The organism is Sphingomonas sp. FW306-05-A (assembly GCF_058782275.1).
The window spans coordinates 143501-170339 of record NZ_JBYSXN010000002.1 but is presented as its reverse complement, the minus strand read 5'-3'; the positions used below and the strand labels follow the sequence as shown (position 1 = coordinate 170339).

Sequence of the window (26839 nt, the reverse complement as noted above, 5' to 3'; positions counted from 1 at the left end):
GCGCGGGAAACGGACGTCAGAAGTTGTAGCGTGCACCGACCCGGAACAGGCGGCCGAGCGTATCGTACAGGCCCTGATTGACGTCGATGCCGGTGTTGGTCTGCGGCGACGGGGTCGGATCGCGATCGAGCACGTTCGAGATCTTGAAGTAGACGTTCAGCTTTTTGGTGATGTCGAACGCGCCGCCGAGATCGAGATAGAATGCGCCGCGCATCGTGTTGTTGTCGATCGTCGGGTGCTGCGTGTTCTGGAGTGCGGTGCGACCGACCGGGCAAGTGCCGGTACTGCACACGACATATTCGTTGCTGTAGACACCGTCGCTGAACCAGCGCTGCTGCAGGTTGAAGCTGAACCGGTCGGTCGACCAGGTTTCGATCGCGAGCAGCTTCCACGATGGTGTATTGCCCGCGTTCACGCCCGCGCCCTGTGTCGGGATCGTGCCCGGTACGCCCGGATCGGTGATGAAGTTGCGGACATTGGTGGCCAGCCCCCGCAGCTCGATCTGGCCGGGGATGCTGAGCTTGTCGAGCCGGGTCCGGTAGCTCGCCTCGATGTCAAAGCCATCGGTGAAGATCGACGCGAGGTTGAACGCCTGGAGATTGACGTATGGCGTGCCGGTCGCCGGGGCGAGATCGAACGCGCTGCACAGCGAAGTCACCCCGTCACGGCACAGGTTCACCTCCTGCTGCGCGTTGAGCGTAGAGATCACACCGTTGAGCTTGATCCGGTAGTAATCGAACGATGCGCTGAATCCGGGAAGGAACGCCGCGCGCGACAGTACGATTCCCGCCGTGGTGTTGCGCGCGATCTCGGGCTTGAGCGCGGTGTTGCCGATCGCGTTCTGCAGGATGGTCAACGCGGTCCCGGTAAACGGGTTGGTGAAATTAGGGATCGTCGTGGTGATCGGCGCGGCGAAGAGTTCGGACAAATTGGGTGCGCGTACATCGCGCGAGGTGACCGCGCGCAGGCGGATGCCGTCGATCGGTGTGTCCCAGGTGCCGCCGACCTTCCACGTATAGACCGTGCCCGACGTGCTGTAATTGGTCACGCGACCGGCAACGTTGAGGTTGGCGCTGCCAAGCTGTTCCGACTTGAGGAACGGCAGGTTCACCTCGAGGAAGCCCTCGGCGACATGATAGCTGCCGCGGCCATTGTGGTAATTGCCCGCGTACCAGTTCGCCCCATTGGTCGAGAGCAACGGATCTGCGGGGTAATCCGCGCTGTACGGGCTCTCGTCCGACACGCCGTTGCCATAGGGATCGCCGACGACGTGGTAGAATTCGTTGCGATATTCCGCACCCGCAGCGAATGACACCGGGCCGGCCCAGAGTTCGAGCGGGGAACCGTTGAAGGCGAAGGTGAACGCGTCCTGCGTCTGGCGGGTATGCTGCATCGGGCCATTGGCGGGGGTGATATAGGCGAGCGCCGCGGCGCTGGGCGTGGCACCGCCGATGATGTTGATCGGCACGCACCCGTTGGCCCGCGCCGTCGCGCTTGCGCAGACGATCTCGCCGTTGAGACGGATCGCCTGAATCGCGGCATTGTAGCGCGGGGTCAGCGTGATGTTCTCGACGTTGATGTCGGTGATGTTCTCACCGTGCTCATACGACACGTCATACGACCAATCGGTCCCGAACACCGGCAGCTTGCCCGCCGCGCCACCGACGAAGCGATACTGCTTGCGCGAGGGATAGACGGTGATGTTGCGCGGCAACTGACCGTTGCTGGTGCCGAACTGGAATTGCGTGATCCCCGCGGTGGCACAGGCCGCCTGGATCGAGGCGGGAACATAGGGGTTGGAACATTGCAGCGTCAGCCCGGACTTGGTTGCGCCGGGGTTGGGCTGGTTCATCGTATCGACCTGCGCGATGTTGACGGTCGCGTAGATCTCGTTGTTGGCATCGACGTCGAAACCGATACGCCCATAGCCGTTGTAGCGATCGAGGCGCGACTGGAGCGTCGTGCCGATCCCGACGTTGCCGGACAGATCGCCCCCGAGGCAGAACCCGCCCGCCGAGAAGCAGCCCGAGACGGTGCCGGCCGCATTCTTCGCGGGCACGCCGTTCGAACCGTATTGGAACTGGAACGGATTGCCGTTGACGTCGAACGCCGTGCCTTGCAGCGGTCCGGCGCTGATCAGGCCGTATTTGGTGTATTGATACGCCTGCGCATGATCGCGGACCAGATATTGCGGCGACCCGTCGTTGGTGACGTTGCGATTGACGAAGGTCGTCGTGCGATACCACTGCCGCCCGTTCGGGGCCGCTTCGCCAAAGCCGCCGGCGGGGACCCCGTCTTCGTGATCATACTCACCACTGAGCTGTACGTGCAGGCGATCGTTGAAGAAACTCTTGCCGATGGCGGCCTGGAACAGGCCCTGCTTGTTGTCGCCATACGTCGTGATGCCGCCCTGCACGTTCGCGCGAAAACCGACGAAGCGCTTGTCGGTAATGAAGTTGACGACGCCGCCGACCGCATCCGAGCCATAAGACGCGGACGCACCGCCGGTCACCACGTCGACGCGCTTGATCAGCAGTTGCGGGAACAGGCTGATGTCGGGAACGCCGGTGACGTTCGCGCCGACGACCCGCTGGCCGTCGAGCAGCGTCAGCGTGCGGATCGTCCCCAGACCGCGCAGCGAGAAGGAGCTCAGCCCCTGCTGGCCGCTCGACGTGCTGTTGGTGCCGGTGGTGACGCCGCTCGATCCCTGTAGCGAGGGCAATTGCGCGATCGTCGTGAACACGTTGGGTTCCGCGTTGCGCGCGATGTCGGCGGCCCCGATCATCGTCGTCGGCGTCGGCGCGGTGAAGCCGCTTGCGGTGATGCGCGAGCCCGTGACGACGATGTCGTCGCTCGCCTGCGTCGCGGCGGCGGCGGTGTCGCTGGGCAGCGATGCCGAGGGTGACGGCGTTTCGGCCGGCGTTGTCTGTTCGCTCGGCACCGTTTGCGCGGTGGCTGGCACCGCGAGAGTGACCGCGATCAGGGATGCAAGGCTTGCGCCCAGGAGCATGCCGCGGCGGCGTGCGGCGGAAGGAATGTCCTTTGCGATGATCTTCATGTTAGTCCCCACCCCGTTGTTTTTGTTGCTAATTGTTATGCTTGAAAGACCCGTCGCTCATACGCGCACCGAATACAGCGAATGGTGCGTCAGGATGAACAGGGTCCGCCCGTCCGCCCCGCCGAAGATCAGTTGCAGCGGACGCTCGGGCACGTCGATCGTGCCGATCGCGCTACCATCGGGCGCGTGGACGAAGACCTGTCCGTTGGCGATGAACACGCGGCCATCTTTCGCGACCGCGACGCTCTCGCCGCCGCGCTCGGTGAACATCCTGAGGTCGGTCAGCGCACCACCCGCGCCGACCAGCCCGCTCAGCGTGCGCCCTTCGGATTCGTTGCTGACGAACACCCGCTCGCCAACCTTGCCGCGGACGAAGCCGTAGCTGTCGAGCGTATCGGAGAAGCGCCAGCCGACGTGGTCGGGCGCGCCCTGCTGCCATACGCGGAAAGCGGGCAGGACGAGGCTTCCGTCCGGCGAGACATATTCGCGCGTCTTGGCCGTTCCGGCATCGCGCGCGAACATTTCGCCGAGCGTGGTGAAATGGTCGGTCGCGGCGTCATACTGGTCGCGGAACTCGCCGTTGTTCCACCAATTGACCGGGAGCAGCGTGTCCGCCGCCGGATGCGACGCGGTGGGCGTGGCCGGGATCAGCTGGACGTCGGTCTTGGGGCCGCGCGGATCGAACGCGTAGACCGTCGCCTCCGCGCCGAGCGAGGACAGCACGAGCAGCTTGCCCGACGCATCGACCGCGAGATTGACCGGGTCGAGCGGAACGTCCCGGACGGTCTCGAGGCCGGCCCCTTCGCTCCAGCGCAGGATCCGCTGGAAGCGGTGCTCGACGAAGTAGAGCGCGCCCTTGGCGTCCACTGCCGCGCCCGAGATCGAGAAGAACCCGTCCTCCAGCTTGCGCACCGCGCCGATGCCGGGGATCGCGGGTGCCGCTGCCGCCACGACCGGGGTTGCGGGCAGGTCGAGCCTGGCGAATTCGCGTTCGCGCAAGGCGACGTGACGAGTCTTGTCGACGATCGCATTCTCGAACGGGAATTTGCTGGCGCGGACATAGGTGCCGCAGCCCGCCGCCTCGCAACTGGCGAACGCGCTTTCGGCGTTGATGTGGACGTTGCGGAAGCGGATGTCGCTGCTGTTGGTCAACTGGACCGCGGTCGCAGCGGGGTGGTAGGTCCGCGTGACGCGATAGGCATGATAGTTGGCGAACAGCAGGTTGCGCGAATTGCGGATGTCGAGCGACACCGCGTCCATGCCTTCGCCGACTTCCTGTTCGGTCTGCGGGGCGTGGAATTCCCAATTCTCCACACCGTCCAGGACGATCTCGTTGCGTACGTGATGTTCTGCGGATAATTCATAGACATAGCCGGGTGTCTTCGTATCGGATACGTAGAAGCCGGCATGTGCGAACGTGTTGGGGGTCCACACGTCGGCGAACGTTCCACCGCCGCCATCGGTGACCCAGATGCTCGGATATTGCGCATCCCAGCGATTGTCCGCGACCGGGTCGCCGCTGCGCGCGGCCTTGGCACCCAGCGATAGTCCGTCGGCGGTCGGGGATCCGCCGCCGCCCATGATCTTGACGTCGTCGACCAGCGAGGTCGCGCCCGACTTCCACAGCAGTGCGGTGGCGCGCGGGTTGATCCGTCCGGTGAACAGGCCGAGCCCCGACACGATGTTGTTCCCGCCACGCGGCGTTTCGAGCAGCGGGACGACGCTGCCGGGACCGGCATGGGCGGGGTTGCTGTCGGGGAGCACTAATTGCGTCAGCGCCGGGTGCAGCCCGAGCAGGACGCTGTCGGGACGCAATTTGATCGTTCCGGTCACGCGGTAGAAGCCGATCGGGAGATAGACGACGCGGTGCGTGTCGATTGCGCGTTGCAGCGCGGCGGTGTCGTCGGTCTTGCCATCGCCGATGACACCGAGCGTCTTGGCATCGGTCCATTCGGCAACCGCGGGGATTGCACGAATGGCGGCGGGTCCGGACCGGGGCATTGCCCGCAATGGTTCGATCCGCGCGTCGGTCGCGATCGTGCCGGTGGTGCCGAGCGCAGGGACCGCGACGCCGTGACTGAATGCGGAAACGCGGTAGGTGCGGCCCTTGCCGGGGACCGTCTTGCCGCTCTCGCGGAACTGCGCGAACACCGGCGTGTCGGTCGCGACCGCATTGTCGAAGCCGATCTGGGTGAAGACGCTGTTCTCGCGGCTGATGACGACGCCCGCGCGCGATACGCGTTCGAACCGGACGTTCTTGCCCCACAAAGAGTCGCTGTATCCCGGGTCGATCTCAATCCCGACGGGTGTATCGCGGATCGCCACGTTGATGAGGGTGAGATCGACCTCATGTTCGCGGATCGCGGCGTCGCGTTGCCCGTCGAAGCTGGAATCGAGCAACGTGAACTGCCACGCGGGCGAGGTTTTTTCGGTGACGATGCCGTATCGCCCGCCGTGGAAGTGGACGTCTTCCATCACGTTGCCCGCCTGATAGACTCCGGCGAACCCCGACCCGAGGCGGAAGTCCATGTGCGTCAGGAACGCATGTTGCGCGACGTGGAAGCGCACTGCAGTCGCTGCCGGATTGCCCGCGCCGATCTCGACATCGACGTTGCTCATCGCCGAATAGAAGGTCGCGGAATTGGCGTCGCGAACGTCGTCGCGCGGCGGGACGACGGTGGGGACGGGAACGGGGACCTTGCCGACGTTATACTGGTCGCCGCCGGTGAAGACGACCATCGTCCCCACGCCCTGCTGGAACCCCGGCGTCGCGTCGGCGAGCACGAGCACCGGACGCGTGCGTCCTACCCCGAAGATGCGGACGCCCGGGGGAACGAGGATACTGCGGGTGAGGCGGTACCGCCCCGAGGGGAGGAACACGATCCCTGCACCCTGGCCGCTCGCGCGGCGCGATGCGTCGATCGCTTGCTGAATCGCGGCGGTTGCGTCGGTCTTGCCGTCGGTCGGGGCATTGACCGTGATGGCGTCAACGTCCTTCGGCGCCGACGCGAGCGTCGACCGGGATGAAGGCGTGGCCTGGGGAGGCGCGGCAAACGCGGTGCACGGCAGCAGCACTGCCGCGGTCGTCACCAGCCAGCGTCCGGTATGTCTCATCACGTCGCCGCTCTCCTCAACCAGCGCCTGCGTGGCCGGTTTCGTGCGGGATAGGCCGGGGATTGGCGCGTGACATCCGCGACCAAGGTCGTAGTTCCCCGAACCGACGGGAGCACCGTAGAAGAACTGCGAGATGGCCCCAGGTACAAGGATCAAGAGTGCAGCGGCCATATTGCAACAGCACGATCGCGCCGATGGCGGTGATCATCATGGGCGTCAGCGGGAGCGGCAAGTCCACGCTCGGCGAACGGCTGGCAGAGGCGCTGGGCGCACCGTTTCTCGAGGGCGACAGCTATCACGACGCCGCCGCGGTCGCCAAGATGCGCAGCGGTCACCCGCTCGATGACGCGGATCGCTGGCCGTGGCTTGACCGGCTGGGTGCGGCGTTGGGGGCAGCGGTGCGCCGCGACGGTATCGCGGTGGCCGCCTGTTCCGCGCTGCGGCGGCGATATCGCACACGGCTGATCGATGCGATCGTCGAACCCACGCGGTTCATCCTGCTCGATAACAGTCCGGCGGAGCTGCAGCGGCGGATGGCCGCGCGGGTGGGGCATTACATGCCGCCGAGCCTGCTCGACAGCCAGATCGCCACGCTGGAACGCCCTACGGCGGACGAGCCCGCGATGATCCTCGATGCCGGAGCAACGCCTGAGGCATCGTGTGCGGCGTCGGTTGAATGGCTTGTCGACGAGGCGTCACAGTTGCGCGCACGGGATACGGTACAGCGCTGAGGGTCATCGAGCTCTGTGCGACGGTATGAGCAGGCTTCGACTTCGCCCAGCCCGAACGGAGTTGGGGGCGGGACGGTGAGGGGCAGGCAGTGAGGGGCAGGCGGGGAGGGGCGGGCGGCGAAGGGAGGGGAAGCCTTACGGCATCAACCGCTTGCGCCCTTCTGACAGATGCCAACGCATCGCCAGCGCCGCGCCGTCCGCGTCCTGCGCACGGATCGCCGCGACAATCATCTCATGTTCGCGCAGCATCGCACCGATCACTTCGGGCGGGCGCGAGCGCGAGATGTCGACGCCGGCGCGCATGATCCGGTCGACATCGGCGAACAGCGCCTCGAACGTCACCAGGAACGCAGGGTTGGCGGTCGCGAGCATGATGCGGCGGTGAAACTCCATATCCTCGTCATGCGCCGGCGCGCTCGACAACAGCGCGGTGCGAAGCTGGTCGAGGCCATCCTCGATCTGCGCCATCTCATCCTCCGACCGTCGCGTCGCCGCGAGCCGGGCCGCCTCGGATTCGAGCACGAAACGCACCTCGTAGGTGCCGAGCGTGGCGGACATGTGGTCCATCGGCATGAAGGCGATCAGCTGGTTCGACGGACGGTTCTTGACGAACGAGCCCGCGCCGCGCCGCGCCTCGGTGATCCCGTCGGACGCCAACCGCACCAGCGCCTCGCGCACGATCGTGCGCGACATGCCGAACATCTCGGCAAGGCGCGCCTCGGACGGCAGCCGATCCCCGACGGACAAATCGTCGGTGTTGATGATCTCGACGATGCCGGCATAGGCACGGTCCGCCAGGCGCCCTTCGCTCATCGCTTCTTTCCTCGTCCGCGCTCGATGCAGGTTAGCGGACGCATCGAATGACTGCCAACGCCAACGCACCCGTTCATCCGCATGACCAACCTGTCCGACAACGTTTGCGTTAAATCTGCAACGATTGATACCAATCGCACGGCAAAATGCGATTGTAGGTTGAATCTGTCCAACCAATTTGCCTAGACTGACACACGAAGGATCCGAAAACGGGACTCGAACGGCGGTTGGGGCCGACCGTGCACTGCCTGCAGCGTCGGGCAGATCATCAGGGAGAGGTTGTGTGAAAACCAATCGACAAGAAGCATCGGCGACCGAAGCCGCGACCGCGTCGTCGCCACCGCTCGCTTTACTGACGCCGACGCAGCGCAAGGTGCTCGACGGGGTCTATTCCGGGCAGCTCAACAAGCAGATCGCGTTCGACCTCGGGATCGCCGAGGCGACCGTAAAGGCGCATATGACCGCATTGATGCGCAAGTTGCAGGTGCGCAATCGCACGCAGCTTGCAATAACCGCCCAGTTGCTCGGCTGGAACGGGCGAACGCTCGCGCACTGAGCGAATAACGGTTTTGGGAAGGATGCGCATGGATATCGGACGTCGCGACGTTTTGCTCGGCTCGGCCGCCGTGTTGCTCGCACCCGCGGGGTCGGCATGCGCGGCGACGGAGCGCCCGCTCGGCTATGCGATCGTCGGCCTTGGCTATTACGGGCTCGACGTCATCATCCCGCAATTCGTCAATTGCGAGCACAGCCGGCTCGTGGCGCTGGTCAGCGGGGACCGCGCCAAGGCGCAGCGCGTCGCGCGCGCGCACGGCGTGCCCGAGCGCGCGATCTATTCCTACGCCGATTTCGACAAGATCCGCGACAATCCCGAAATCGACATCGTCTATGTCTGCCTGCCCAACGGGATGCATGCGGAATACACGATCCGCGCAGCGCGTGCGGGCAAGCATGTGCTGTGCGAGAAGCCGATGGCGATCTCGGTCGCCGAATGCGAGGCGATGATCGCGGCATGCCGCAAGGCGGATCGCAAGCTGATGATCGGCTATCGCTGCCATTTCGAGGCGCATAACCTGGAGGCGATGCGGCTGGCGCGGAGCGGGGCGGCGGGCAAGATCCGCTATGTTCGCTCCGAGCACGGCTTCGTCCAGGGTGATCCGTCGAAATGGCGGCTCAAGCGCGCTTTGTCGGGGGGCGGGTCGCTGATGGACATGGGCATCTACAGCCTGCAGGCGGCACGCTACATGACGGGCGAGGAACCGGTCGCGGTGACCGCGCGCGAATCCACCGACCGGCGCGATCCCCGCTTCAGCGAAGTCGAGGACATGATCGAGTGGACGCTCGAATTCCCGTCGGGGGCGATCGCCGGGTGCCAGTCGATGTACAGCGCGAACCAGAACCACATCCTGCTGATGGGCGACGCCGGGCGGATCGAGCTCGAACCCGCGACGCGCTATGACGGCAACCAGATGTGGGTCGGCAAGGACGGCCGCGAACGCAAGATCACGCCGCCACCCGGTCCGGCCAAGACGCAGTTTGCGGGACAGCTCGACCACATGGCGCAAAGCGTGATGACGGGTCGGCAGCCGATCGTCTCGGGCGAGGAGGGGCTGCGCGATATGCGGATCGTGGAAGCGATCTATCGTTCGGCGCGCGAGGGGCGGACGATCAAGCTCTGAACGTCGCGCTCCCCCCTCGTATGCTGCTGCGTTTCGTGGCAGCACCTTGCGTATGTCCAGCGTTCCCCCTCCCGGTCTACCGTCTCCCGCCGCCCTGAACGGCATCAAGGTCCTCGATCTTTCACGCGTGCTCGCTGGCCCGTGGGCGACGCAGATGCTGGGGGATCTGGGTGCCGAAGTGCTCAAGATCGAGCAGCCGGGGCAGGGGGATGACACCCGCCGGTGGGGCGGCCCCGCGCTCGATGACGGTTCGGGCGATTCCGCTTATTTCCTGTGCGCCAACCGCAACAAGCGGTCGCTCGCGATCGATCTCGCCAAGCCCGAGGGGGCGGATCTGATCCGTCGGCTGGCGCAGCAGAGCGACGTGCTGGTCGAGAACTTCCGCGTCGGCGGGCTTGCCAAATACGGGCTCGATTACGCGAGCCTTTCCGCACTCAACCCGCGGTTGGTCTATTGCTCGATCACCGGGTTCGGCCAGACCGGGCCCTATGCGGACAAAGGCGGCTATGATTTCCTGATCCAGGCGATGGGCGGGCTGATGAGCATCACCGGCCTGCCCGACGGCGTCCCCGGCGGTGGGCCGATGAAGGTCGGCGTGCCGATCATCGACCTGTTCACGGGGACGTATGCGACGGTCGCGATCCTCGCGGCGCTGCGGCACCGCGATGCGACCGGCGAGGGGCAGCATATCGACTGCGCGCTGCTCGACACGCAGCTTAGCCTGTTGTCGAACCAGGCGTCGCGCTATCTCAACGGGGGCGCGGTGCCGGGGCGGTTGGGCAACGACCATCCCGACATCGTGCCGTATCGCGATTATGCGTGTGCCGACGGCGACATCGTCGTCGCATTGGGCAACGACCGGCAGTTTCGGGACTTCGTCGCGATTCTGGGCCTCGCGCCGCTGATCGAGGACGCGCGCTTTGCCACCGTGGCGCTACGCAGCGTCAACCGCGAGGCGCTGCATGCGGTGATCGGCCCGATTGTCGCGCGGTGGCGGGTCGACGATCTGGTGGCTGCTATGGAAACCGCCAAGCTTCCGGCCGGCAAGGTGCAGAGCGTGCCCGAAATCATCGGGGACCCGCATGTCGTGGAGCGCGCCAGCGTCCAGACGATGCACCGGGAGGACGGCACGCCGCTGAGGGTGGTGGGTTTTCCTGCGAAGCTGTCTGCTACCCCTGCACGGTACGACCACGCGCCGCCGCGCGCCGGGGCGGATACGCGGGATGCGCTCCGCGAGGCGCTGGGGTTGTCGGCGGATGCGCTCGATGGTCTGGCGGCGGCGGGGGTCATTCCCGGGTAGGAGCGCGCGCTGATATACGTCCGCTTCCCCGGCGAAGGCCGGGGCCCAGTCGCGCTGGCGGACGTAACATCGCGCAGTCGCCAGCACTCTTCTGTTCCGCGACTGGGCCCCGGCCTTCGCCGGGGAAGCGAAGGCGGTTGAAAGCGAAGAGAGAACATGCCCCGCCGGACTGACTTCTGCGCGTCATCCAACTGACGCCATCCCGTCGCATATCCCGCCTAAGCGCCCGTGTGTTGCAGTGCGACAGGGGGATTTTACATGACGTTCCGGATGGTTTCTTGGGGTGCGCTTGCGCTCGGCATGATGGGTGGACTGCCCACGATGGCAGCAGCTGCGCCCGAAACCCCGCCAGTCGCGGTTCCCGCCGACCCCGTCGCCACGCCTGTTGAGGATGCCACCGAAACCGGGCAGATAGTCGTGACCGCCCGTCGCAGCACTCGGTCGGTGACGCAGCTCGAGGGCGTCGAGATGCAGAAGATCCTGCCGGGGATCAACCCGCTGAAGGCGATCCAGACGCTGCCGGGCGTGACCTTCCTGACCGCGGATCCGTGGGGGAACAACGAACAGAATATCTCGCTGTTCATCCACGGCTTCAACCAGCAGCAGCTTGGCTATACGCTCGACGGGATCCCGCTGGGCGACCAGAATTACGGTAATTACAACGGGTTGTCGCCGCAACGTGCGATCATCTCGGAGAATGTCGGGCGTGTCACGCTCGCGAGTGGCGCGGGCGATCTGGGGACCGCGTCGACCAGCAATCTCGGCGGAACGATCGATACCTTCTCCAGCGACCCCAAGCGCGAGCGCGGCGCCACGATCGCGCAGACGGTCGGCAGCTATGACTCCTTCCGCACCTTCGCGCGCGTCGACAGCGGCGATCTTGGCGGCGGCAATGCCTTCTATGTTTCGGGCGTGCGGCAGGATGCGCGCGCGTGGGACTTCAACGGCAAGCAGGGCGGATATCAGGCGAACGGCAAGTTCGTCCATGACAGCGGTGCGCTGCGGCTGACGGGATATTTTGCTTATTCGGACAAGACCGAGCCGAACGAGGATGCGACCGTCGTCAACATCTCGAAGGGCGAGACGCCGGGCAACGTGCCGTATGTCCGCCCGTTCCTCTACCCGGATTTCAAGAGCGCGGTCGCATATCTGACGTCGCCTGCCTACACCGCGGCGAAGGACAATTACCGCAATTATTACAGCGATGCGCAGCGGACCGACTATCTCGGCTATCTCGCGATGACCGCGCGGTTGAGCGACAAGGTCAGCTACGACGCCAAGGTCTATTATCATCACAATGACGGCGTCGGCGTGGTCGCCGGGCCGATCACCGTGGCGGGGCTGCCGCAGCTGTTCTCGGTCTATTACCCCGGGCGGAACCTCTCGAGCGTGTTCGGCGGCTCGGGCTTCGCGACGCGGACGACCGAGTATCGGATCGATCGCGGCGGGATCGTTCAGACGATGAAGCTGGCGCTTGGTAACCATGATATCGAGTTCGGCGGCTGGTTCGAGCATCAGAGTTCGTCGGCATTCCGTCGCTGGTATGCGCTCGATGTCAACAACCCCTCGACGCCGTATCAGCGTCCGCGCGACACGCTGACCCCGCTGATCACGCAATATTACAGCGAAGTCCGCGTCGACGAACTGCAGAGCCATATCCAGGACGCGTGGCATGTGCTGCCGACGGTGACGATCCTCGCGGGGTTCAAGTCGACCTACCAGTTCGCGACCCAGCGGGTGAAGGTCCAGCCGCTGCCGGGGTCTTTCGCCGGCTCGATCGCGCTGCCCAACGGTGCGCTGGAAACGACCGAGGTGTTCCTGCCGCAGGTCGGCGCAGTGTGGGACGTGACGCCGAACGACCAGCTGTTCGCCAATGCCCAGAAGAACATCCGCCAGTTCCAGACGAGTGCGGCGGCGGGGCTGTCGCCGTTCGCGCTTGGCAGCCAGGGCGCGTTCGACCTGTTCGCCGCGAACGTCCAGCCGGAGACGAGCTGGACCTATGAAGGCGGTCTGCGGTCGCATCACCGGCTGGGCGGCATCTTCTCGATCGAGGGACAGGTGAGCGTCTATCACGTCGATTTCTCGAACCGGTTGCTTGGCATCTCGCCCAACCCGACCGTCAATGCGATCACCAGCGGCGCGGCGATCCTGCAGAACGTCGGTGGGGTGAAGACGACCGGGGCCGATGTCGCGTTCACGCTCCATGCCGGGCCGCGTGTGTCGCTGTACAATGCGCTGTCGTACAATACGTCGAAATATCAGCAGGACTACGTCAGCGGAACGACGACCGTGCCGACGCGCGACAAGAACGTTCCGGGGTCGCCGGACTGGCTCAACAAGACGGTGCTGTCGGTCGGGCACGGCATCCTGGATGCGCAGCTGATCGGCGACTATATCGGCCGCCGCTATGCGACCTATACCAACGATCTGTCGGTGGCGGGCTACTTCACTTTGGCCGGGCAAGTGGGGGCGACGATCCCGCTCGATCAGCGGATGCTGGCGAAGGCGCTGCATGTCAGCGTCAACGTGACGAACATCACCGACCGCAAGGCGGCGTCGTCGCTGAGCATTGGTTCGGCAACCAACACGTACAGTGTGTTCCCGCTGGCACCGCGGCAGGTGTTCGGGACGGTGAGCGTGAGCTTCTGATCGTGATACCGGGGCCGACCGCCAGTGATGGCGGTACGGCCCCGGGTCTGTTGTTGATATTGCGCAACGCGAACCGGCAAAGTGCGGGTGTGGCTTATTCCGGGATCGTGCCTTCGTCGGCGATGCCTGCCTCGAACGATGCACTCGAATTGCTGCCGTCGGCCTGATGCGCGCGCTTGCCGCGGTTGGGCTTGTCGGCAACCGGCGTGCTTCCGCGCAGCGCGAACAGCGCAGCGGCGGTGGCAACCACGGCAGCCAGTCCGCCAACGACGGCCGCTGCCGAGCCCCAGCGCTTCCGGGTCGCGGACGTGGGGGCGGCGGGGGGTGCCGGCTTCACGATCGGTTTGCCCGGATTGACCGGGCGCCCCGAGGCCGCGCTGCGCGGCTTGGCGGGCTTGCGCGGCGCAGGAGCCTTGCCGGCTGATCCGGACTTTGCCCGTGCGGGCTTGTCCGGCTTGGGGGGCTTGGGCGGCTTCGCTGGGCTGGGCGGTGCGGCCGCCTCGGTCGGCGTTTCGGTATCGGTCGGCTTTTTCGGTGGCGTGGCCATCGGTTCATCCTTGCATTGGTCGCAACCTCAACGCGCAACGCGACGCTGGTTTCCCGTCTCTTACCGGAACGGCGGCTCGTTGAAGGCGCGGAGTTTGCGGGAGTGCAACTTGTTGCCTTCGCGGCGGAGTTCCTCGCAGGCTTCGATGCCGATCCGCATGTGCTCGCTTATGGCGCGTTCGTAGAAGCGGTTGGCCTGGCCGGGGAGCTTCAACTCGCCGTGGAGCGGCTTGTCCGAGACGCACAGCAGCGTGCCATAGGGCACGCGGAATCGGTAGCCTTGTGCCGCGATCGTGGCCGATTCCATGTCGATTCCAACCGCGCGCGACAGCGAAAAGCGCAAGGCGGAGCGCGAATATTGCAGTTCCCAGTTGCGGTCGTCGGTCGTCACGATCGTGCCGGTGCGCAGGCGGCGCTTGAGCTCGTCACCGGTCTGGCCCGAGACCGTCTCGGCCGCGCGCGCCAGTGCCAACTGGACTTCGGCGATCGCCGGCACCGGGATTTCGGGCGGCAGCACGTCATCGAGAATATGGTCGTCGCGCAGATAGGCGTGCGCCAACACATAGTCGCCGATCCGCTGGCTCGGGCGCAGGCCGCCGCAATGGCCGATCATCAGCCACGCCTCGGGACGCAGCACCGCGAGATGGTCGCAGATCGTCTTGGCGTTGGACGGGCCGACGCCGATGTTGACCAACGTGATCCCCGTGCCGTCCGCCGCCATCAGATGATAGGCGGGCATCTGGTGCCGCCGCCACGCGCTGGTGTCGGCGAGCATCGCCTCGACGTCATCGCCCGCGCGCATCATCACGCCGCCTGCGCCCGACACGCCGACATAACGGCTTGGCGTGCCGTCCGCGTGTGGCTCGAGCTGCGCGCACGCCCAGCGGACGAATTCGTCGACGTAGCGGTGATAGTTGGTGAACAACACGTAGCGCTGGACGTGCTCGGGGGGCGTGCCGGTGTAATGCCGCAACCGCGCCAGCGAGAAATCGGTGCGCAACCCGTCGAACAGCGCCAGCGGACGCGCCCCGCCGGCCAGCACGGCATAGCGCCCGTCCGCGATCTCGTCACCAATATGCGCGAGTTCGGTCGCGGGGAAGTGGCGCGACAAGTCGGTCGCGGTGACCGCGTCGAGGCTCAGCGCATGGCCGGGATCGATCACATAAGGGAAGGGGATTTCCTGCCGGCCGGGAACCGCCTCGACGGTGACGTCGTAATCCTCGATCAGAAGCGTTAGCTGTTCGGTCAGATAGTCGGCGAAGATCGCGGGCTTGGTGACGCTGATCGCATAGGCACCTTCGCTGACGAGACGGCCGAACGAGCGGGGGGGCACCGGACGATCCTCGCCGCCGCGATAGTGCAGCCGGATTTCGGGGTAGGCAAAGCTGCCGTCGCTGCGGCTTTCGCGCGCGGGCGGCTGGCCGGTGGTGATATAGGTGGTGAGGGCCGCCTGGAGGCGTTCGACCGACGCGCGGTACAGGCGGTCGAGCTCGGCGACGATGTCGGATGCTTGCGTCATGCACAGCGGCTAATGCGGTATCGTTACACGCGCAAGACCGGCTATGGATTGGGGCACGCACCGGAGAGGCGCGTGCCCGATCGCCTTACTTCTTGAGGGGCGGAATCACGTCTTCGCCTTCGCGAAGCTTCTTCACGCCATATACCGTGCCCGCCACTGCGGCGGCCGCGCTGGTTGCGATTGCGGCTGCCGCGACCGGATGTTCCTTGACCGCCTCGACGGTCGCGTTGAACGCGTCGGTGACGGCTTCCTGCGCCTGCGTCAGGATCGACGGATCGACCACCTTCTTGACCTCGGTCGCGGCCTTGTTGCCAAGATCCTGCGCGGTGTCGGTAGCCTGCTTGATCGTATCCGTCATGATGATCTCCCTTCGCATAAAGACGTGTTCCGGATGAGAAACGAAGTGCGGCGAGCGGAGGTTCCGTCGCCACACTCGTTTCGTCGTGCGTTAGATTTCGCTCAGCAGATGTTCTGCCGACGAAACCTTGAATTCACCCGGTGCCTCGACGTTGAGCTGTTCGACGACGCCGTCGTTGATCAGCATTGAATAGCGCTGGCTGCGCTCGCCCATGCCGAACTTGGAGCCATCGAAGGTCAGGCCGACGGCCTTGGCGAACTCGGCGTTGCCGTCGGCGAGCATCGTGATGTCGCCGGCGTCGCTGGCCTTGCCCCAGGCACCCATGACGAAGGCGTCGTTGACCGAAGTAAAGGCGATCTCGTCGATGCCCTTGGCCTTCAGGTCCGCCGCCTTGTCGACGAAGCCGGGGAGGTGGCGCGCCGAGCAGGTCGGCGTGAAGGCCCCTGGAACTGCGACGAGCGCGACCTTGCGGCCCTTGAAGAATTCGTCCGAGCTGACCTGATCCGGGCCATCGGGCGTGACTTTGGTGAGCATGGTGGTGGGGACGCGGTCGCCGACGTTGATCGTCATGAGAATCTCCTGATGCGGCCGCTCCGACCCGAAATGGGGAAACGGCTGGGCGGTACGTCGGCCAGCGGCAGCCAAATTTCAAGCATGGCGAGCGCTCACCCACATGCCTATGATGCGGGATGATGGACTCAACGACATATCTGACCGGCCAGTTCCTGCTCGCGATGCCCGGCATCGGCGACCCGCGGTTCGAGCGCGCGATCATTGCGATGTGCGCGCACGACGCGGAAGGCGCGCTCGGGATCGGGATCGGCGACACGCTTCCCGGCATCGGTCTCCACGCGGTGCTGGGGCAGCTCGATATCGATCCGGGCGTGGCACCGGATGCCCCGGTCCATATCGGGGGACCGGTGGAACCGCAGCGCGGGTTCGTCGTGCATAGCCAGGACTGGGGCGGGCAGGACACGGTGAGCGTCGCCAGCCGCTGGGCGCTGTCGGGCACGACCGACGTGCTCCGCGCGATTGCCGCCGGAGCCGGGCCGTCGCGCTGGATCGTCGCGCTTGGTTATGCCGGATGGGGGGCGGGGCAGCTCGATGCGGAGATGAGCCGGCATGGTTGGTTCAGCACGCCCGGCGACCCGGCGATCCTCTATGATACGCAAGCGGAGCGCCGGTGGGAGCAGGCGTTCGGCGGGGCCGGGATCGACTCGCGGTTGCTCGTCAGCGGGGCGGGGAATGCCTGAGGCAAACGTCGCGATCGTCGCACAGACAGCGATCGAGCGCATGACGGCGCCCCTTCGGACCGACATATAAAGACATCTTTATATTTGATCCGACGGCTATTCGGCAGTAAGGGCGCGGGCATCAACTCAATCGGAGATGCCCCGTGGCCACCGTTCTCGACAAGCCGACCGACTATGTCGTCGCAGACATTACCCTCGCCGATTTCGGTCGCGCGGAAATCAACATCGCCGAGACCGAGATGCCCGGCCTGATGGCTCTCCGCGACGAATTCGGCACGGCCAAGCCGCTCAAGGGCGCGCGCATCACCGGTTCGCTCCACATGACGATCCAGACCGCGGTGCTGATCGAGACGCTGACCGCGCTCGGTGCCGACGTCCGCTGGGCAACGTGCAACATTTACTCGACGCAGGACCATGCCGCTGCCGCGATCGCAGCGTCGGGCGTGCCCGTGTTCGCGATCAAGGGCGAGAGCCTCGCGGACTATTGGGATTATGTCGGCAACATCTTCGACTGGGACAATGGCGACGGCCAGACCTGCAACATGATCCTCGACGACGGTGGCGATGCCACCGCGTTCGCGCTCTGGGGTGCCAAGCTCGAAGCCGGCCATTCGTTCGGCGAGCCCGAGAATGAGGAAGAAGTCGAGATGCAGCGCGCCGTGAAGGCGTTCATCGCGAAGAAGCCCGGCTACCTCACCGAGACGGTCAAGAACATCAAGGGCGTGTCGGAAGAGACCACGACCGGCGTGCACCGCCTGTATGCGATCGCCAAGAAGGGCGAGCTGCCGTTCCCCGCGATCAACGTCAACGACAGCGTGACCAAGTCGAAGTTCGACAACCTCTACGGCTGCAAGGAATCGCTGGTCGACGCGATCCGTCGCGGCACCGACGTTATGCTCGCAGGCAAGGTCGCGACCGTTGCCGGCTTCGGTGACGTCGGCAAGGGCTCAGCCCAGTCGCTCCGCAACGGCGGTGCCCGCGTGCTGGTGACCGAAGTCGATCCGATCTGTGCACTGCAGGCGGCGATGGAGGGCTTCGAGGTCGTGACGATGGAAGAGGCGGTAACCCGCGCAGACATCTTCGTGACCGCGACCGGCAATGCCGACGTCATCACCGCCGACCACATGCGGGCGATGAAGAACATGGCGATCGTCTGCAACATCGGCCACTTCGACTCCGAGATCCAGATCTCGGCGCTGTCGAACTACAAGTGGACCGAAGTGAAGCCGCAGGTCGATCTCGTCGAGTTCGACGACGGCAAGCAGATCATCATCCTGTCCAAGGGCCGCCTGGTGAACCTCGGCAACGCGACCGGCCACCCGTCGTTCGTGATGTCGGCGAGCTTCACCAACCAGACGCTGGCGCAGATCGAACTGTTCACCAACCCTGAGCAGTATAAGAACGACGTCTACGTCCTGCCCAAGCACCTCGACGAGAAGGTCGCGGCGCTGCACCTCGAAAAGCTCGGTGTGAAGATGACCCAGCTGACCAAGAAGCAGGCCGATTACATCGGCGTGCCGGTCGAGGGTCCGTTCAAGCCGGATCACTATCGCTACTGATCGCCGACCACGGCAATCGATGTCGAACGAAGGCGGCGAGCACTGGCTCGCCGCCTTTTTTCTTGATCTATGCGGTGGATCCGCCGCACGCTCTGTCAACGCGGTGGTACCGGTGGAGCGCAGCGGGTACGTGAAGGAACGGGCAATGCGCCGTCGTAAAGGGGCGGGATGATCGGTTTGGTGCAGAGCTCGCTGCTGCTGAGCGGGGTTGGGCTGGCAGTTCTGCTGACGGGCGCTTCGGTGATCCTGTACGGCGGTCTGCGCGCGCGTCGCGAGGCGGCCGCGACCTTTGCCGAGAATGCGCGGCTTTCCGCGATGCTCGCCTCCGCGCCTGCGCTCGCGATGATCGTGCATGCCGACGGGCGGGTGGACTGTTCCGAACGACTCGCCGACTGGTTCGGCCTGACGACCCCGCCGCGCTATCTGAACGACCTGTCGGTGCACGGCGCGGGGATCGCGCCCGAGGATTTTACCGCGCTGTCGGGGGATGTCGCCGCCGCGCAGAAGTCGGGGCGTGCCTTCGCCCGCGCGATCCGTGCGCTGGGATCGTCGCGCGCGCTGATGATCCGGGGCAGTCGCGCGGCGCGCGACGTGCGGATTTCGGGGGGCGTGGTGGTGTGGGTGTTCGACGCGACCGACAGCGAAGCCGAGATCGTGCAGTTGCGCGCTGCGGTCGACGAGGCGACGACGCATTATGACGAATTGAGCGGCATCATCCAGGCTGCGCCGATGCCGATGTGGTACCGCGGGCCGGACCTGCGGCTGGCGATGGTCAACTCGCATTATGTCGATGCGGTCGAGGGGATCTCGCCGCAGGATGTGGTTCAACGCGGACTCGAACTGGTCGAGGGGTCGGGGGTCGGCGGACCGCTTGCGAGCGCGGTGATGGCGCGCGATGCGAAGGCGATCCAGACACAGACGCTTCCCGCCACGATCCGCGGCGAACGACGGATGCTGCGCGTGTATGACGCGCCGCTGTCGGCGGGCGGGGTTGCGGGCTTCGCGATCGATATCGAGGACCTCGAACAGGCGCGCGCACAGCTCAAGCGGTTCGACGATGCGCAGCGCGCGATGCTCGATCGCGTCTCGGCGGCGGTGGTGCAGTTCGGCCCGGACCGGGCGCTGGTGTTCTGCAACCAGCCGTTCCGCCGGATCTTCGCGATGAAGCCCGAGTGGCTCGCCGATCGTCCCGAATTCGATCGCGTGCTGGAGCGGATGCGCGAGGCATCGCGTCTGCCCGAAGTCCGCGATTTTCCGGGCTGGAAGAACGAACGGCGCGAATGGTTCCTCGCGGCGGGCGGTGCAATCGAGGAAGAATGGCATCTGCCGGGCGGGGTACATCTGCGCGTCGTGGCGCAGCCGTTGCCCGATGGCGGGTTGCTGCTGATTTTCGAGGATCGCACCGAACAGGTCCAGCTCGCCAGCGCGCGCGACACGCTGCTGCGGGTGCGGACCGCGACGTTCGAGAATCTGTACGAGGCGCTCGGCGTGTTCGCGGCGGACGGTCGGCTGCAATTGTGGAACCACAAGTTCCGCACGCTCTGGGGGTTCGAAGAAGAGTTCCTCGCGACTCATCCGCGCGTCGACGTGCTGGCGGAGGCGGCTGCCAAGCAGCTTGCCAACCCGGCGCGGGCGGGGCTGATCGGCGATCTGGTCCGCGCGGCGACGGTCGAGCGCCAGCAGCGCGCCGGGCGGGTCGCCTTCGCCGACGGTCGGCATTACGAATTCGCCGCGGTGCCGCTGCCCGATGGCAACGGGCTGTTCACGATGCTCGACATTTCCGACAGCCGACGGATCGAGCGCGCGCTGCGCGACCGCAACGAGGCGCTGGAAGCGGCGGACCGGATCAAGACCGCCTTCGTCGCGACGATGAGCTATGAATTGCGCACCCCGCTGACGTCGATCAGCGGGTTCGCCGAGATGCTCAACGAAGGTTATGCGGGCAAGCTGAGCAAGGCGGCGGAAGGCTATGTCGAAGCGATCCTCGAATCGGTCGAGCGGCTCGGGATGCTGGTCGACGAAGTGCTTGACTTGACCCAGGCGGAGGGCGGTACCGTTACGCTCGACAAGCGCGAGGTCGATCTCGTCGTCACGTCGCAGGCGGCGGCGGCATCGGTCGCGGGGCTTGCGAGCAAGCGCAAGCTCGACTTCGTGACGGACCTGCAACCCTCGACCGGGCACGTGTTCGGCGATGCGCGGCGCCTGCAGCAGATGGTCGAACATCTGCTCCGCCACGCGATCGCGGGGACGCGTGAGGGCGGGCGGATCCTGTTGCGGGTCGACGGCACGGCTGCGGCGGTTCGGATGATCGTGTCGGACGATGGGATCGGCATGACCCCGCAAATGGTCGAGCGCGCGTTCGATCGGTTCGGGCAGCCCGGCATCACCCGCAATGGCGAACGCGCGCTCGGGCTCGGCTTGCCGCTCGCACGGCAGTTCGTCGAAGCGCATGGCGGGACGATCCAGCTGGTGTCCGAACCGGGGCGGGGCACGCTCATCACGGTCCGCTTGCCGCGGCGTTGACTTGTACCGGCGCGGCTATGCGCATAGGTTGTGCGCATAGCGGGAGGACGGGATGGCGCGGGTTCGGGAAGATCGTACGGCCGTTCGTCGCCCCACCAACGTGACGCTGGACGAGCAGCTCGTCGCGTCGGCGAAAGAGCTAGGCATCAACGTATCGCGTGCCTGCGAACAGGGCCTGAGCGACGCGGTCAGTGCCGAGCGGATTCGGCGGTGGCAGGAGGAAAACAGGGAGGCCACCGAAGCCTATACCGAATATATTGCGACCTACGGCCTGCCGCTCGAACGATACCGCCAGTTCTGATGGCGCGGTTCGAGGCGTATCGGATGCGCGACTCCAGCGACATCGTGCTGGACTGCCAGGCCGACCTGCTGACCATGCTACCAACCCGGTTCGTCGTGCCATTGGTCCCGGCGGTCCGGTTTCGGGCTTTATATGCGAGGTTGAACCCTATTTTTCGTATCGCGCACGCGGAGTATGTCTTGGCGACGCAAATGGCGGGAACCGTGCCCTGCAATCGCATGGGAAATAGGGTTGCCGGGTTTGTCGATGAGCAGACGGCGATCATGAATGCGCTCGACATGCTGCTGACGGGATATTGAGATGATCCTTGCCGATCCCGCCGCGACCGAGGCGCTGGGCGCGCGGCTGGCGGGCCTTGCTCGCCCCGGCGACGTCATTACGCTGGCCGGGCCGCTCGGCGCGGGCAAGACGAGCATTGCGCGCGGTCTGCTTGCGGCGCTGGGGCTGGTGGGCGAGGCCCCGTCGCCGAGCTTCGCGATCGTCCAGCCTTATGCGCCGCCCGAGGTGCGCTTTCCGGTGTTGCACGTCGATCTCTACCGGATCGACGACGCGGACGAGATTACCGAACTGGGGCTGGACGAAGCCGAAAGCGATTCGCTGCTGCTTATCGAATGGCCCGAACGCGCGCCCGGTTACTGGCCCGATGCGCTGATGCTGACGCTGGCGAACGAAGAAGACGGGCAGCGTCGCTTGACAGCCGCCGTCCCGCCGGGCTGGAGAGAGCGATGGCAGCAGATATGACCCCACCCGCCGCCGCCGCGGCGTTCCTTGCGGCGCACGGCTGGTCCGACGCGACGATCGATCCGGTTGCGGGCGATGCGTCGTTCCGGCGATATTTCCGTGTGCGCGCGGGGGATCGCAGCGCGATCCTGATGGACGCACCGCCGCCGGAGGAGGATCCGCAGCCGTTCATCGACATCGCGCGCTGGCTGACTGAACGCGGGTTTGCCGCGCCCGCGATCCACGCGACTGATCTGGCGACGGGGCTGGTCCTGCTCGAGGATTTCGGGGACGTGCGGATGCGCGAGACGATCGATGCGGACCCCGCACGCGAAGCGGGCCTGTACCGGTCGGCGATCGACACGCTGGTCCGGTTGCAGCGCGAGGAAGCGGCGCCCGTGCCGCGCTACGATCTGGCGGTGCTCCACCGCGAGGCCAATCTGCTGACCGAATGGTATTGCCCCGCGATCGGCGTGACGCCGGACCAGGCGGCGTATGACCAGGCGTGGGATGCGGTGCTGGGCACGACGCTCCACGGCACGATGGTGACGGTGCTGCGCGATTATCATGCCGAGAATTTGATGCTGCTGGGCGACGGTGATGCGCTTGGCCTGCTCGATTTCCAGGACGCGCTGGCGGGGCATCCGGCGTATGATCTGGTGTCGTTGCTGCAGGATGCGCGTCGCGATGTCGCGGAAACGGTCGAGACCGAGATGCTCGCTTATTACCGTGCCGCGTCTGCCGCCGGCGAGGATTTCGATACCGCTTATGCCGTGCTCGGCGCGCAGCGGAACGCCAAGATCGTCGGCATCTTCACGCGGCTGTGGCAGCGCGATGGCAAGCCGCGCTACGCCGCTTTGTGTCCGAGGGTGTGGGCCTATCTCGATCGCGATCTCGCGCATCCCGCGCTTGCGCCGGTCAGGGAATGGTTTGACGCGACGATCCCGCCTGAGCTGCGCGGCAATCCGATGGAGCTGTCGGCGTGATCGGACCCAAGCGGACGTTGCACATCCGGCCCGATCCGGGGGGCACGGTGCCGAAGACCGCGATGGTGATGGCCGCAGGACTCGGCAAGCGGATGCGCCCGCTCACCGCGACGCGACCCAAGCCGTTGGTGGTGGTCAACGGGCGCGCGCTGATCGATCACGTGTTCGACCGGCTTCGCGCGGGCGGCGTCGAGCGTGCGGTGGTCAACGTCCATTATCTCGCGGACACGCTGGAAGCGCATCTCCACAACCGCGTCGCGGGGATCGACGTGGTCGTCTCCGACGAACGCAAGCAGCTGATGGAGACGGGCGGCGGGATCGTTCAGGCGCGCGCGCTGATCGGCGACGATCCGTTCCTCGTCGTCAACAGCGACAATCTGTGGGTCGATGGCCCGAGCGACGCGATCCGCATGCTCGCCGCACGGTGGGACGACGCCAAGATGGATGCGCTGCTGCTGATGGTGCCGCTCGCGCGCGCCAATCATCATGCCGGGCAGGGGGACTTTCGGCTTGCCGCCGACGGCAAGATCATCGGGCGGCGGCAACCCGGCAAGCTCGCGCCCTTCGTCTATACCGGGGTGCAGATCCTGTCGCCGCGCGTGATCGCGGACTGGCCCGAGGGGCCGTTCTCGACGATGCTGTTCTGGGAACGCGCGATCGCGGCGGGGCGTGCCTACGGGCTGGTGCATCAGGGCCTGTGGTTCGACGTCGGCACGCCCGCGGCGGTCGGCAAGACCGAGGTCATGCTCGCGGATGGCTGAGCCCGTCCGGCCCAAGATCTTCACGATCCCCGCCCACCGCGCCTTTGCCGATGCGTTGGCGGCGGGGCTGATCCGGCAGTTCGGAAGCGATGATCTCGGGCTCGCGCGCGGGCTGGTGCTGCTCCCCAACAATCGCGCCAAGCGCGCGCTGACCGAGGCGTTCGTCCGCGCAAGCGACAAGGGATTGCTGCTCCCGCGGATGGTCGCGATCGGCGATCCGGCGCTCGACGAAGGCGTCGGCGCGGCGCTCGATCCGGCGGATAGCGCGGAGCCGATCCCGCCCGCGGTCGAGCCGCTCGAACGGCGGATGATCCTCGCGCGACTGATCGGCGAGGAACGCCAGCGTGGCGGACAGCCGATCGATGCGGCGGAAGCGGTCCGGCTGGCGGGCGATCTCGCGCGGACGCTCGATCAGTTGCTGGTCGAGGATGTCGCGCCGATCCGGTTGCGCCAGATCGAGCTCAACGAAGCGATGTCGGCGCATTGGGAACGCGCGCTCGCGCTGTTCGAGATCGTGCTCGACCGCTGGCCGGGCGAACTCGCGCGGATCGGGCGGATCGACCTGGCGGACCGGCGCGCGCGGTTGCTGCGGCGGCTGGCGGAGCGATGGGATGCGACGCCGCCCGCGGGGTTCGTCTGTGCGGCGGGGATCACCGACAGCGCGCCCGCGGTGGCGCGGTTGCTGCGCTGCGTCGCGGACAGCCCGCGCGGGATGGTCGTGATGGCGGATCTCGCGATCGCGATGGACGAGGGCGAATGGCAGGCGCTCGGGCCGCACCGGTTCGATCCCGACACCGGCAGCACGCGCCGCTCGATCGAGACGCATCCGCAATTCCATCTGAAGCTGCTGCTCGAGCGGATGAGCGTCAACCGCACCGAAGTCCGCCAGTGGCGCGACGGCAGCGACCATGACGCGACGGTCGCGCGCGGCAAGGCGGTGGCGAATGCGCTGGCTGCGGCGGAGGCGACTGCCAAATGGACGACGCTTCCCGCCGAGGAGCGCAGGCTGAGCGGGATCACCGCCGCCGAACTCGCGACCCCCGGCGAAGAGGCGCAGGCGATTGCGCTGGCGTTGCGCGAAGTGGTGGAGATGCCTGGACGGACCGCTGCGCTGGTGACGCCCGATCGCGGGCTCGCGCGGCGCGTGGCGGCGCATTGCAAGCGGTGGAACATCATCGTGGACGATTCGGCCGGGCGACCCTTGTCGATCCTGCCGCCGGGGACGTTGCTGACTGCGCTCGCGGAAGCCGCAACCCAGCGGTTCGCGCCGCTCGCCTTGCTGACGTTGCTCAAGCATCCGCTGGTACGCTCGGGGCCGGAGCGGACGGGCTGGCTCGACGGGGTGCGCGCGCTCGACCGAGTCCTGCGCGGGCCGCGTCCGGCGGCGGGGCTGGTGGGGATCGACGCACATCTGCGACAGGCACGGCGCGCGGGCGATGCGACCGCGTGGTGGCCCGAGGCCCGCGCCTTGCTCGAGCCGCTCGAACCGTTGTTCTCGCGCGCGGCTCCGCTGGCGGCGCTCGTTGCGGGGTTGCGCGAGACTGCGCAGATGCTGTGCGGCGATGCGCTCTGGGCTGGCCCCAACGGTCGTGCTGCGGCGGAATTGCTGCGCGGGATCGAGGATCATGCGGGCGAGGGGCCGGCAATGGTCGACCCGGCGAGCCTCGCGCCGTTGCTTGCGACGTTGATGGACGAGGTCGCAGTGCGCGCGCAGCAGGGCGGGCACCCACGTATCGCGATCTATGGATTGATCGAGGCGCGGTTGCAGACCGCCGACGTGATGATTCTCGGCGGGCTCAACGAGGGAACGTGGCCGGGCCTGCCCGCGCCCGACCCGTGGCTTGCACCGCGGATCCGGATCGAACTCGGGCTTCCCGGATTGGATCGTGGTGTCGGGATGGCGGCGCATGATCTCGCCCAGGCGTTGGGTGCGCCGAGCGCTCTCATCACGCGTGCGCGGCGCGGGGGCACGCAACCCGCGATCGCGTCGCGCTTCTGGCTGCGGTTGCAGGCGCTGGCGGGCGAGCGGTTCGAGCGGGCTGCCGCGCTGGAGGGTTGGGCGCGCGCGGTCGACGATCCGCGCGCGCATGAGCCCGCGACGCGCCCGGTGCCGGTGCCCCCCGCCGAGCGTCGCCCGACGACGATCGCGGTGACCGATGTCGACCGGCTCAAGGCCGACCCTTACGCCTTTTACGCCAAGCGCATCCTTGGCCTCGTGCCGCTCGACCCGGTCGACGCCGATCCGAGTGCGGCGTGGCGCGGCACCGCGGTGCACGCGATCCTCGAACAATGGGCGCGCGAGGATGCGTGTGCGCTGGACACGCTTCATGGTCGTGCGCTGGCGATGTTCGATGGCGCACATCCGATGCAGCGGGCTTTGTGGCGGCCGCGGCTGATGGAGGCGATCAACTGGATCGTCGCGGAAATGGGCAAGCAGGCGGATGCGGGGCGGAGCGTGCTCGCGGTCGAGCAATCGGGCAAGGTCGCGATTGCGGGGGTCACGCTGACCGGCAAGTTCGACCGGATCGATCGTAATCCGGATGGGACGCTCGCGATCATCGATTACAAGACCGGCAAGGCCCCCTCGGCGGCGGCGGTGCGCGAGGGGTTCAGTCTGCAGCTCGGGCTGCTCGGGCTGATCGCGGAGCGCGGCGGATTCGAGGATATTGCGGGGATCGCACGCGGGTTCGAATATTGGTCGCTGACCAAGAATGGCGATGCGTTCGGGAAGGTATCGTCCCCGGTCGATTCGGCGGGGAAGCTCGACAAGGTGCTGCCCGAGGATTTCGTGACGCTCGCCGCGCGGCACTTCAGCGATGCGGCGGGGGAATGGCTGACGGGGATGCGCGGGTTCGAGGCGAAGCTGCACCCGGATTATGCGCCGTTTGCGGAATATGATCAGTTGATGCGCCGGGATGAATGGTATGGGCGTGAGTAGCTTTTCCAAATTCCCTTCCCCGGCGAAGGCC

The 26839-nt window shown here is 66.3% G+C and carries 21 protein-coding genes; 14 read left to right on the top strand and 7 right to left on the bottom strand.

From position 1 onward, the window contains the following. Positions 1-16: 16 nt before the first annotated feature. Positions 17-3058, bottom strand: coding sequence for a TonB-dependent receptor plug domain-containing protein (locus AC3WJR_RS09640; RefSeq protein ID WP_492724537.1), 3042 nt, complete (start codon positions 3056-3058; stop codon positions 17-19). 57 nt (positions 3059-3115) lie between these two features. Further along, entirely contained in the window at positions 3116-6172 is a 3057-nt protein-coding gene (locus tag AC3WJR_RS09635) for a glycosyl hydrolase family 28-related protein (RefSeq protein WP_492726090.1), read from the bottom strand. Positions 6173-6366: 194 nt separating this feature from the next. Between AC3WJR_RS09635 and AC3WJR_RS09630 the strand changes: the two genes are divergently transcribed. Then, positions 6367-6903, top strand: a complete 537-nt coding sequence (locus AC3WJR_RS09630; protein WP_492726087.1) for a gluconokinase — start codon at positions 6367-6369, stop codon at positions 6901-6903. A 135-nt stretch (positions 6904-7038) separates the two neighbouring features. Here AC3WJR_RS09630 and AC3WJR_RS09625 read toward each other — a convergent pair whose 3' ends face one another. Further along, positions 7039-7716 (bottom strand): FadR/GntR family transcriptional regulator, encoded by a 678-nt coding sequence (locus AC3WJR_RS09625; RefSeq protein ID WP_354284299.1) that lies wholly within the window; start codon positions 7714-7716, stop codon positions 7039-7041. 283 nt (positions 7717-7999) lie between these two features. Here AC3WJR_RS09625 and AC3WJR_RS09620 point away from each other — a divergent pair, with 283 nt between their 5' ends. From AC3WJR_RS09620 to AC3WJR_RS09605, 4 genes are all read left to right on the top strand, one after another. After that, positions 8000-8272: a response regulator transcription factor gene (locus AC3WJR_RS09620; protein WP_492724534.1), complete on the top strand. Its 273-nt coding sequence runs from the start codon at positions 8000-8002 to the stop codon at positions 8270-8272. Positions 8273-8300: 28 nt separating this feature from the next. Further along, a complete protein-coding gene (locus AC3WJR_RS09615; RefSeq protein ID WP_492724533.1) occupies positions 8301-9395 on the top strand; it encodes a Gfo/Idh/MocA family protein in 1095 nt (364 codons plus the stop codon). Positions 9396-9447: 52 nt separating this feature from the next. Beyond that, complete coding sequence (locus AC3WJR_RS09610) at positions 9448-10695, top strand: CaiB/BaiF CoA transferase family protein (protein ID WP_492724531.1); 1248 nt, start codon at positions 9448-9450, stop codon at positions 10693-10695. Positions 10696-10953: 258 nt separating this feature from the next. Beyond that, positions 10954-13344: a TonB-dependent receptor gene (locus tag AC3WJR_RS09605; RefSeq protein ID WP_492724529.1), complete on the top strand. Its 2391-nt coding sequence runs from the start codon at positions 10954-10956 to the stop codon at positions 13342-13344. 94 nt (positions 13345-13438) lie between these two features. Here the strand turns inward: AC3WJR_RS09605 and AC3WJR_RS09600 are convergent, their stop codons facing one another. The 4 genes from AC3WJR_RS09600 to AC3WJR_RS09585 form a co-directional block, all read right to left on the bottom strand. Next, positions 13439-13891: a hypothetical protein gene (locus tag AC3WJR_RS09600; protein WP_492724527.1), complete on the bottom strand. Its 453-nt coding sequence runs from the start codon at positions 13889-13891 to the stop codon at positions 13439-13441. A 60-nt stretch (positions 13892-13951) separates the two neighbouring features. Then, entirely contained in the window at positions 13952-15409 is a 1458-nt protein-coding gene (locus AC3WJR_RS09595; protein WP_492724525.1) for an AMP nucleosidase, read from the bottom strand. Between the two features lie 85 nt (positions 15410-15494). Then, a complete protein-coding gene (locus tag AC3WJR_RS09590) occupies positions 15495-15767 on the bottom strand; it encodes a hypothetical protein (protein WP_492724523.1) in 273 nt (90 codons plus the stop codon). Between the two features lie 90 nt (positions 15768-15857). Beyond that, positions 15858-16337, bottom strand: a complete 480-nt coding sequence (locus AC3WJR_RS09585) for a peroxiredoxin (protein ID WP_354284313.1) — start codon at positions 16335-16337, stop codon at positions 15858-15860. Between the two features lie 122 nt (positions 16338-16459). Here AC3WJR_RS09585 and AC3WJR_RS09580 point away from each other — a divergent pair, with 122 nt between their 5' ends. The 9 genes from AC3WJR_RS09580 (at position 16460) to addB (ending at position 26808) form a co-directional block, all read left to right on the top strand. After that, positions 16460-17020, top strand: coding sequence for a YqgE/AlgH family protein (locus AC3WJR_RS09580; protein ID WP_492724521.1), 561 nt, complete (start codon positions 16460-16462; stop codon positions 17018-17020). A 143-nt stretch (positions 17021-17163) separates the two neighbouring features. After that, a complete protein-coding gene (gene ahcY, locus AC3WJR_RS09575) occupies positions 17164-18579 on the top strand; it encodes an adenosylhomocysteinase (RefSeq protein WP_492724519.1) in 1416 nt (471 codons plus the stop codon). 168 nt (positions 18580-18747) lie between these two features. Then, positions 18748-21102: a sensor histidine kinase gene (locus AC3WJR_RS09570; protein WP_492724517.1), complete on the top strand. Its 2355-nt coding sequence runs from the start codon at positions 18748-18750 to the stop codon at positions 21100-21102. A 52-nt stretch (positions 21103-21154) separates the two neighbouring features. Continuing rightward, positions 21155-21403 carry a type II toxin-antitoxin system CcdA family antitoxin gene (locus tag AC3WJR_RS09565; protein WP_492724515.1) on the top strand — a complete coding sequence of 83 codons (249 nt, stop codon included), beginning with the start codon at positions 21155-21157 and terminating at the stop codon, positions 21401-21403. Next, complete coding sequence (locus tag AC3WJR_RS09560) at positions 21403-21702, top strand: CcdB family protein (RefSeq protein WP_492724513.1); 300 nt, start codon at positions 21403-21405, stop codon at positions 21700-21702. Before AC3WJR_RS09565 ends, AC3WJR_RS09560 begins: the two co-directional genes overlap by 1 nt. 1 nt (position 21703) lies before the next feature. Then, positions 21704-22144 (top strand): tRNA (adenosine(37)-N6)-threonylcarbamoyltransferase complex ATPase subunit type 1 TsaE, encoded by a 441-nt coding sequence (tsaE, locus tag AC3WJR_RS09555; RefSeq protein ID WP_492724511.1) that lies wholly within the window; start codon positions 21704-21706, stop codon positions 22142-22144. Beyond that, on the top strand, positions 22141-23109 hold the full coding sequence (locus AC3WJR_RS09550) for an aminoglycoside phosphotransferase family protein (RefSeq protein ID WP_492726085.1): 969 nt from the start codon (positions 22141-22143) through the stop codon (positions 23107-23109). Before tsaE ends, AC3WJR_RS09550 begins: the two co-directional genes overlap by 4 nt. Next, positions 23106-23870, top strand: coding sequence for a nucleotidyltransferase family protein (locus AC3WJR_RS09545; protein ID WP_492724509.1), 765 nt, complete (start codon positions 23106-23108; stop codon positions 23868-23870). The genes AC3WJR_RS09550 and AC3WJR_RS09545 overlap by 4 nt, the downstream gene beginning before the upstream one ends. After that, on the top strand, positions 23863-26808 hold the full coding sequence (addB, locus tag AC3WJR_RS09540; protein WP_492724507.1) for a double-strand break repair protein AddB: 2946 nt from the start codon (positions 23863-23865) through the stop codon (positions 26806-26808). The genes AC3WJR_RS09545 and addB overlap by 8 nt, the downstream gene beginning before the upstream one ends. Positions 26809-26839: the final 31 nt, after the last annotated feature.

Bases quoted from the DNA above. Each gene is read 5' to 3' on its own strand.
- AC3WJR_RS09565 (WP_492724515.1), top strand. From the start codon at position 21,155: ATGGCGCGGGTTCGGGAAGATCGTACGGCCGTTCGTCGCCCCACCAAC.
- AC3WJR_RS09640 (WP_492724537.1), bottom strand. From the start codon at position 3,058: ATGAAGATCATCGCAAAGGACATTCCTTCCGCCGCACGCCGCCGCGGC.
- AC3WJR_RS09635 (WP_492726090.1), bottom strand. From the start codon at position 6,172: ATGAGACATACCGGACGCTGGCTGGTGACGACCGCGGCAGTGCTGCTG.
- AC3WJR_RS09625 (WP_354284299.1), bottom strand. From the start codon at position 7,716: ATGAGCGAAGGGCGCCTGGCGGACCGTGCCTATGCCGGCATCGTCGAG.
- AC3WJR_RS09590 (WP_492724523.1), bottom strand. From the start codon at position 15,767: ATGACGGATACGATCAAGCAGGCTACCGACACCGCGCAGGATCTTGGC.
- AC3WJR_RS09630 (WP_492726087.1), top strand. From the start codon at position 6,367: ATGGCGGTGATCATCATGGGCGTCAGCGGGAGCGGCAAGTCCACGCTC.
- AC3WJR_RS09605 (WP_492724529.1), top strand. From the start codon at position 10,954: ATGACGTTCCGGATGGTTTCTTGGGGTGCGCTTGCGCTCGGCATGATG.
- AC3WJR_RS09585 (WP_354284313.1), bottom strand. From the start codon at position 16,337: ATGACGATCAACGTCGGCGACCGCGTCCCCACCACCATGCTCACCAAA.
- tsaE (WP_492724511.1), top strand. From the start codon at position 21,704: ATGATCCTTGCCGATCCCGCCGCGACCGAGGCGCTGGGCGCGCGGCTG.
- AC3WJR_RS09560 (WP_492724513.1), top strand. From the start codon at position 21,403: ATGGCGCGGTTCGAGGCGTATCGGATGCGCGACTCCAGCGACATCGTG.
- addB (WP_492724507.1), top strand. From the start codon at position 23,863: ATGGCTGAGCCCGTCCGGCCCAAGATCTTCACGATCCCCGCCCACCGC.
- AC3WJR_RS09615 (WP_492724533.1), top strand. From the start codon at position 8,301: ATGGATATCGGACGTCGCGACGTTTTGCTCGGCTCGGCCGCCGTGTTG.
- AC3WJR_RS09610 (WP_492724531.1), top strand. From the start codon at position 9,448: ATGTCCAGCGTTCCCCCTCCCGGTCTACCGTCTCCCGCCGCCCTGAAC.
- AC3WJR_RS09550 (WP_492726085.1), top strand. From the start codon at position 22,141: ATGACCCCACCCGCCGCCGCCGCGGCGTTCCTTGCGGCGCACGGCTGG.
- AC3WJR_RS09580 (WP_492724521.1), top strand. From the start codon at position 16,460: ATGGACTCAACGACATATCTGACCGGCCAGTTCCTGCTCGCGATGCCC.
- AC3WJR_RS09570 (WP_492724517.1), top strand. From the start codon at position 18,748: ATGATCGGTTTGGTGCAGAGCTCGCTGCTGCTGAGCGGGGTTGGGCTG.
- AC3WJR_RS09595 (WP_492724525.1), bottom strand. From the start codon at position 15,409: ATGACGCAAGCATCCGACATCGTCGCCGAGCTCGACCGCCTGTACCGC.
- AC3WJR_RS09600 (WP_492724527.1), bottom strand. From the start codon at position 13,891: ATGGCCACGCCACCGAAAAAGCCGACCGATACCGAAACGCCGACCGAG.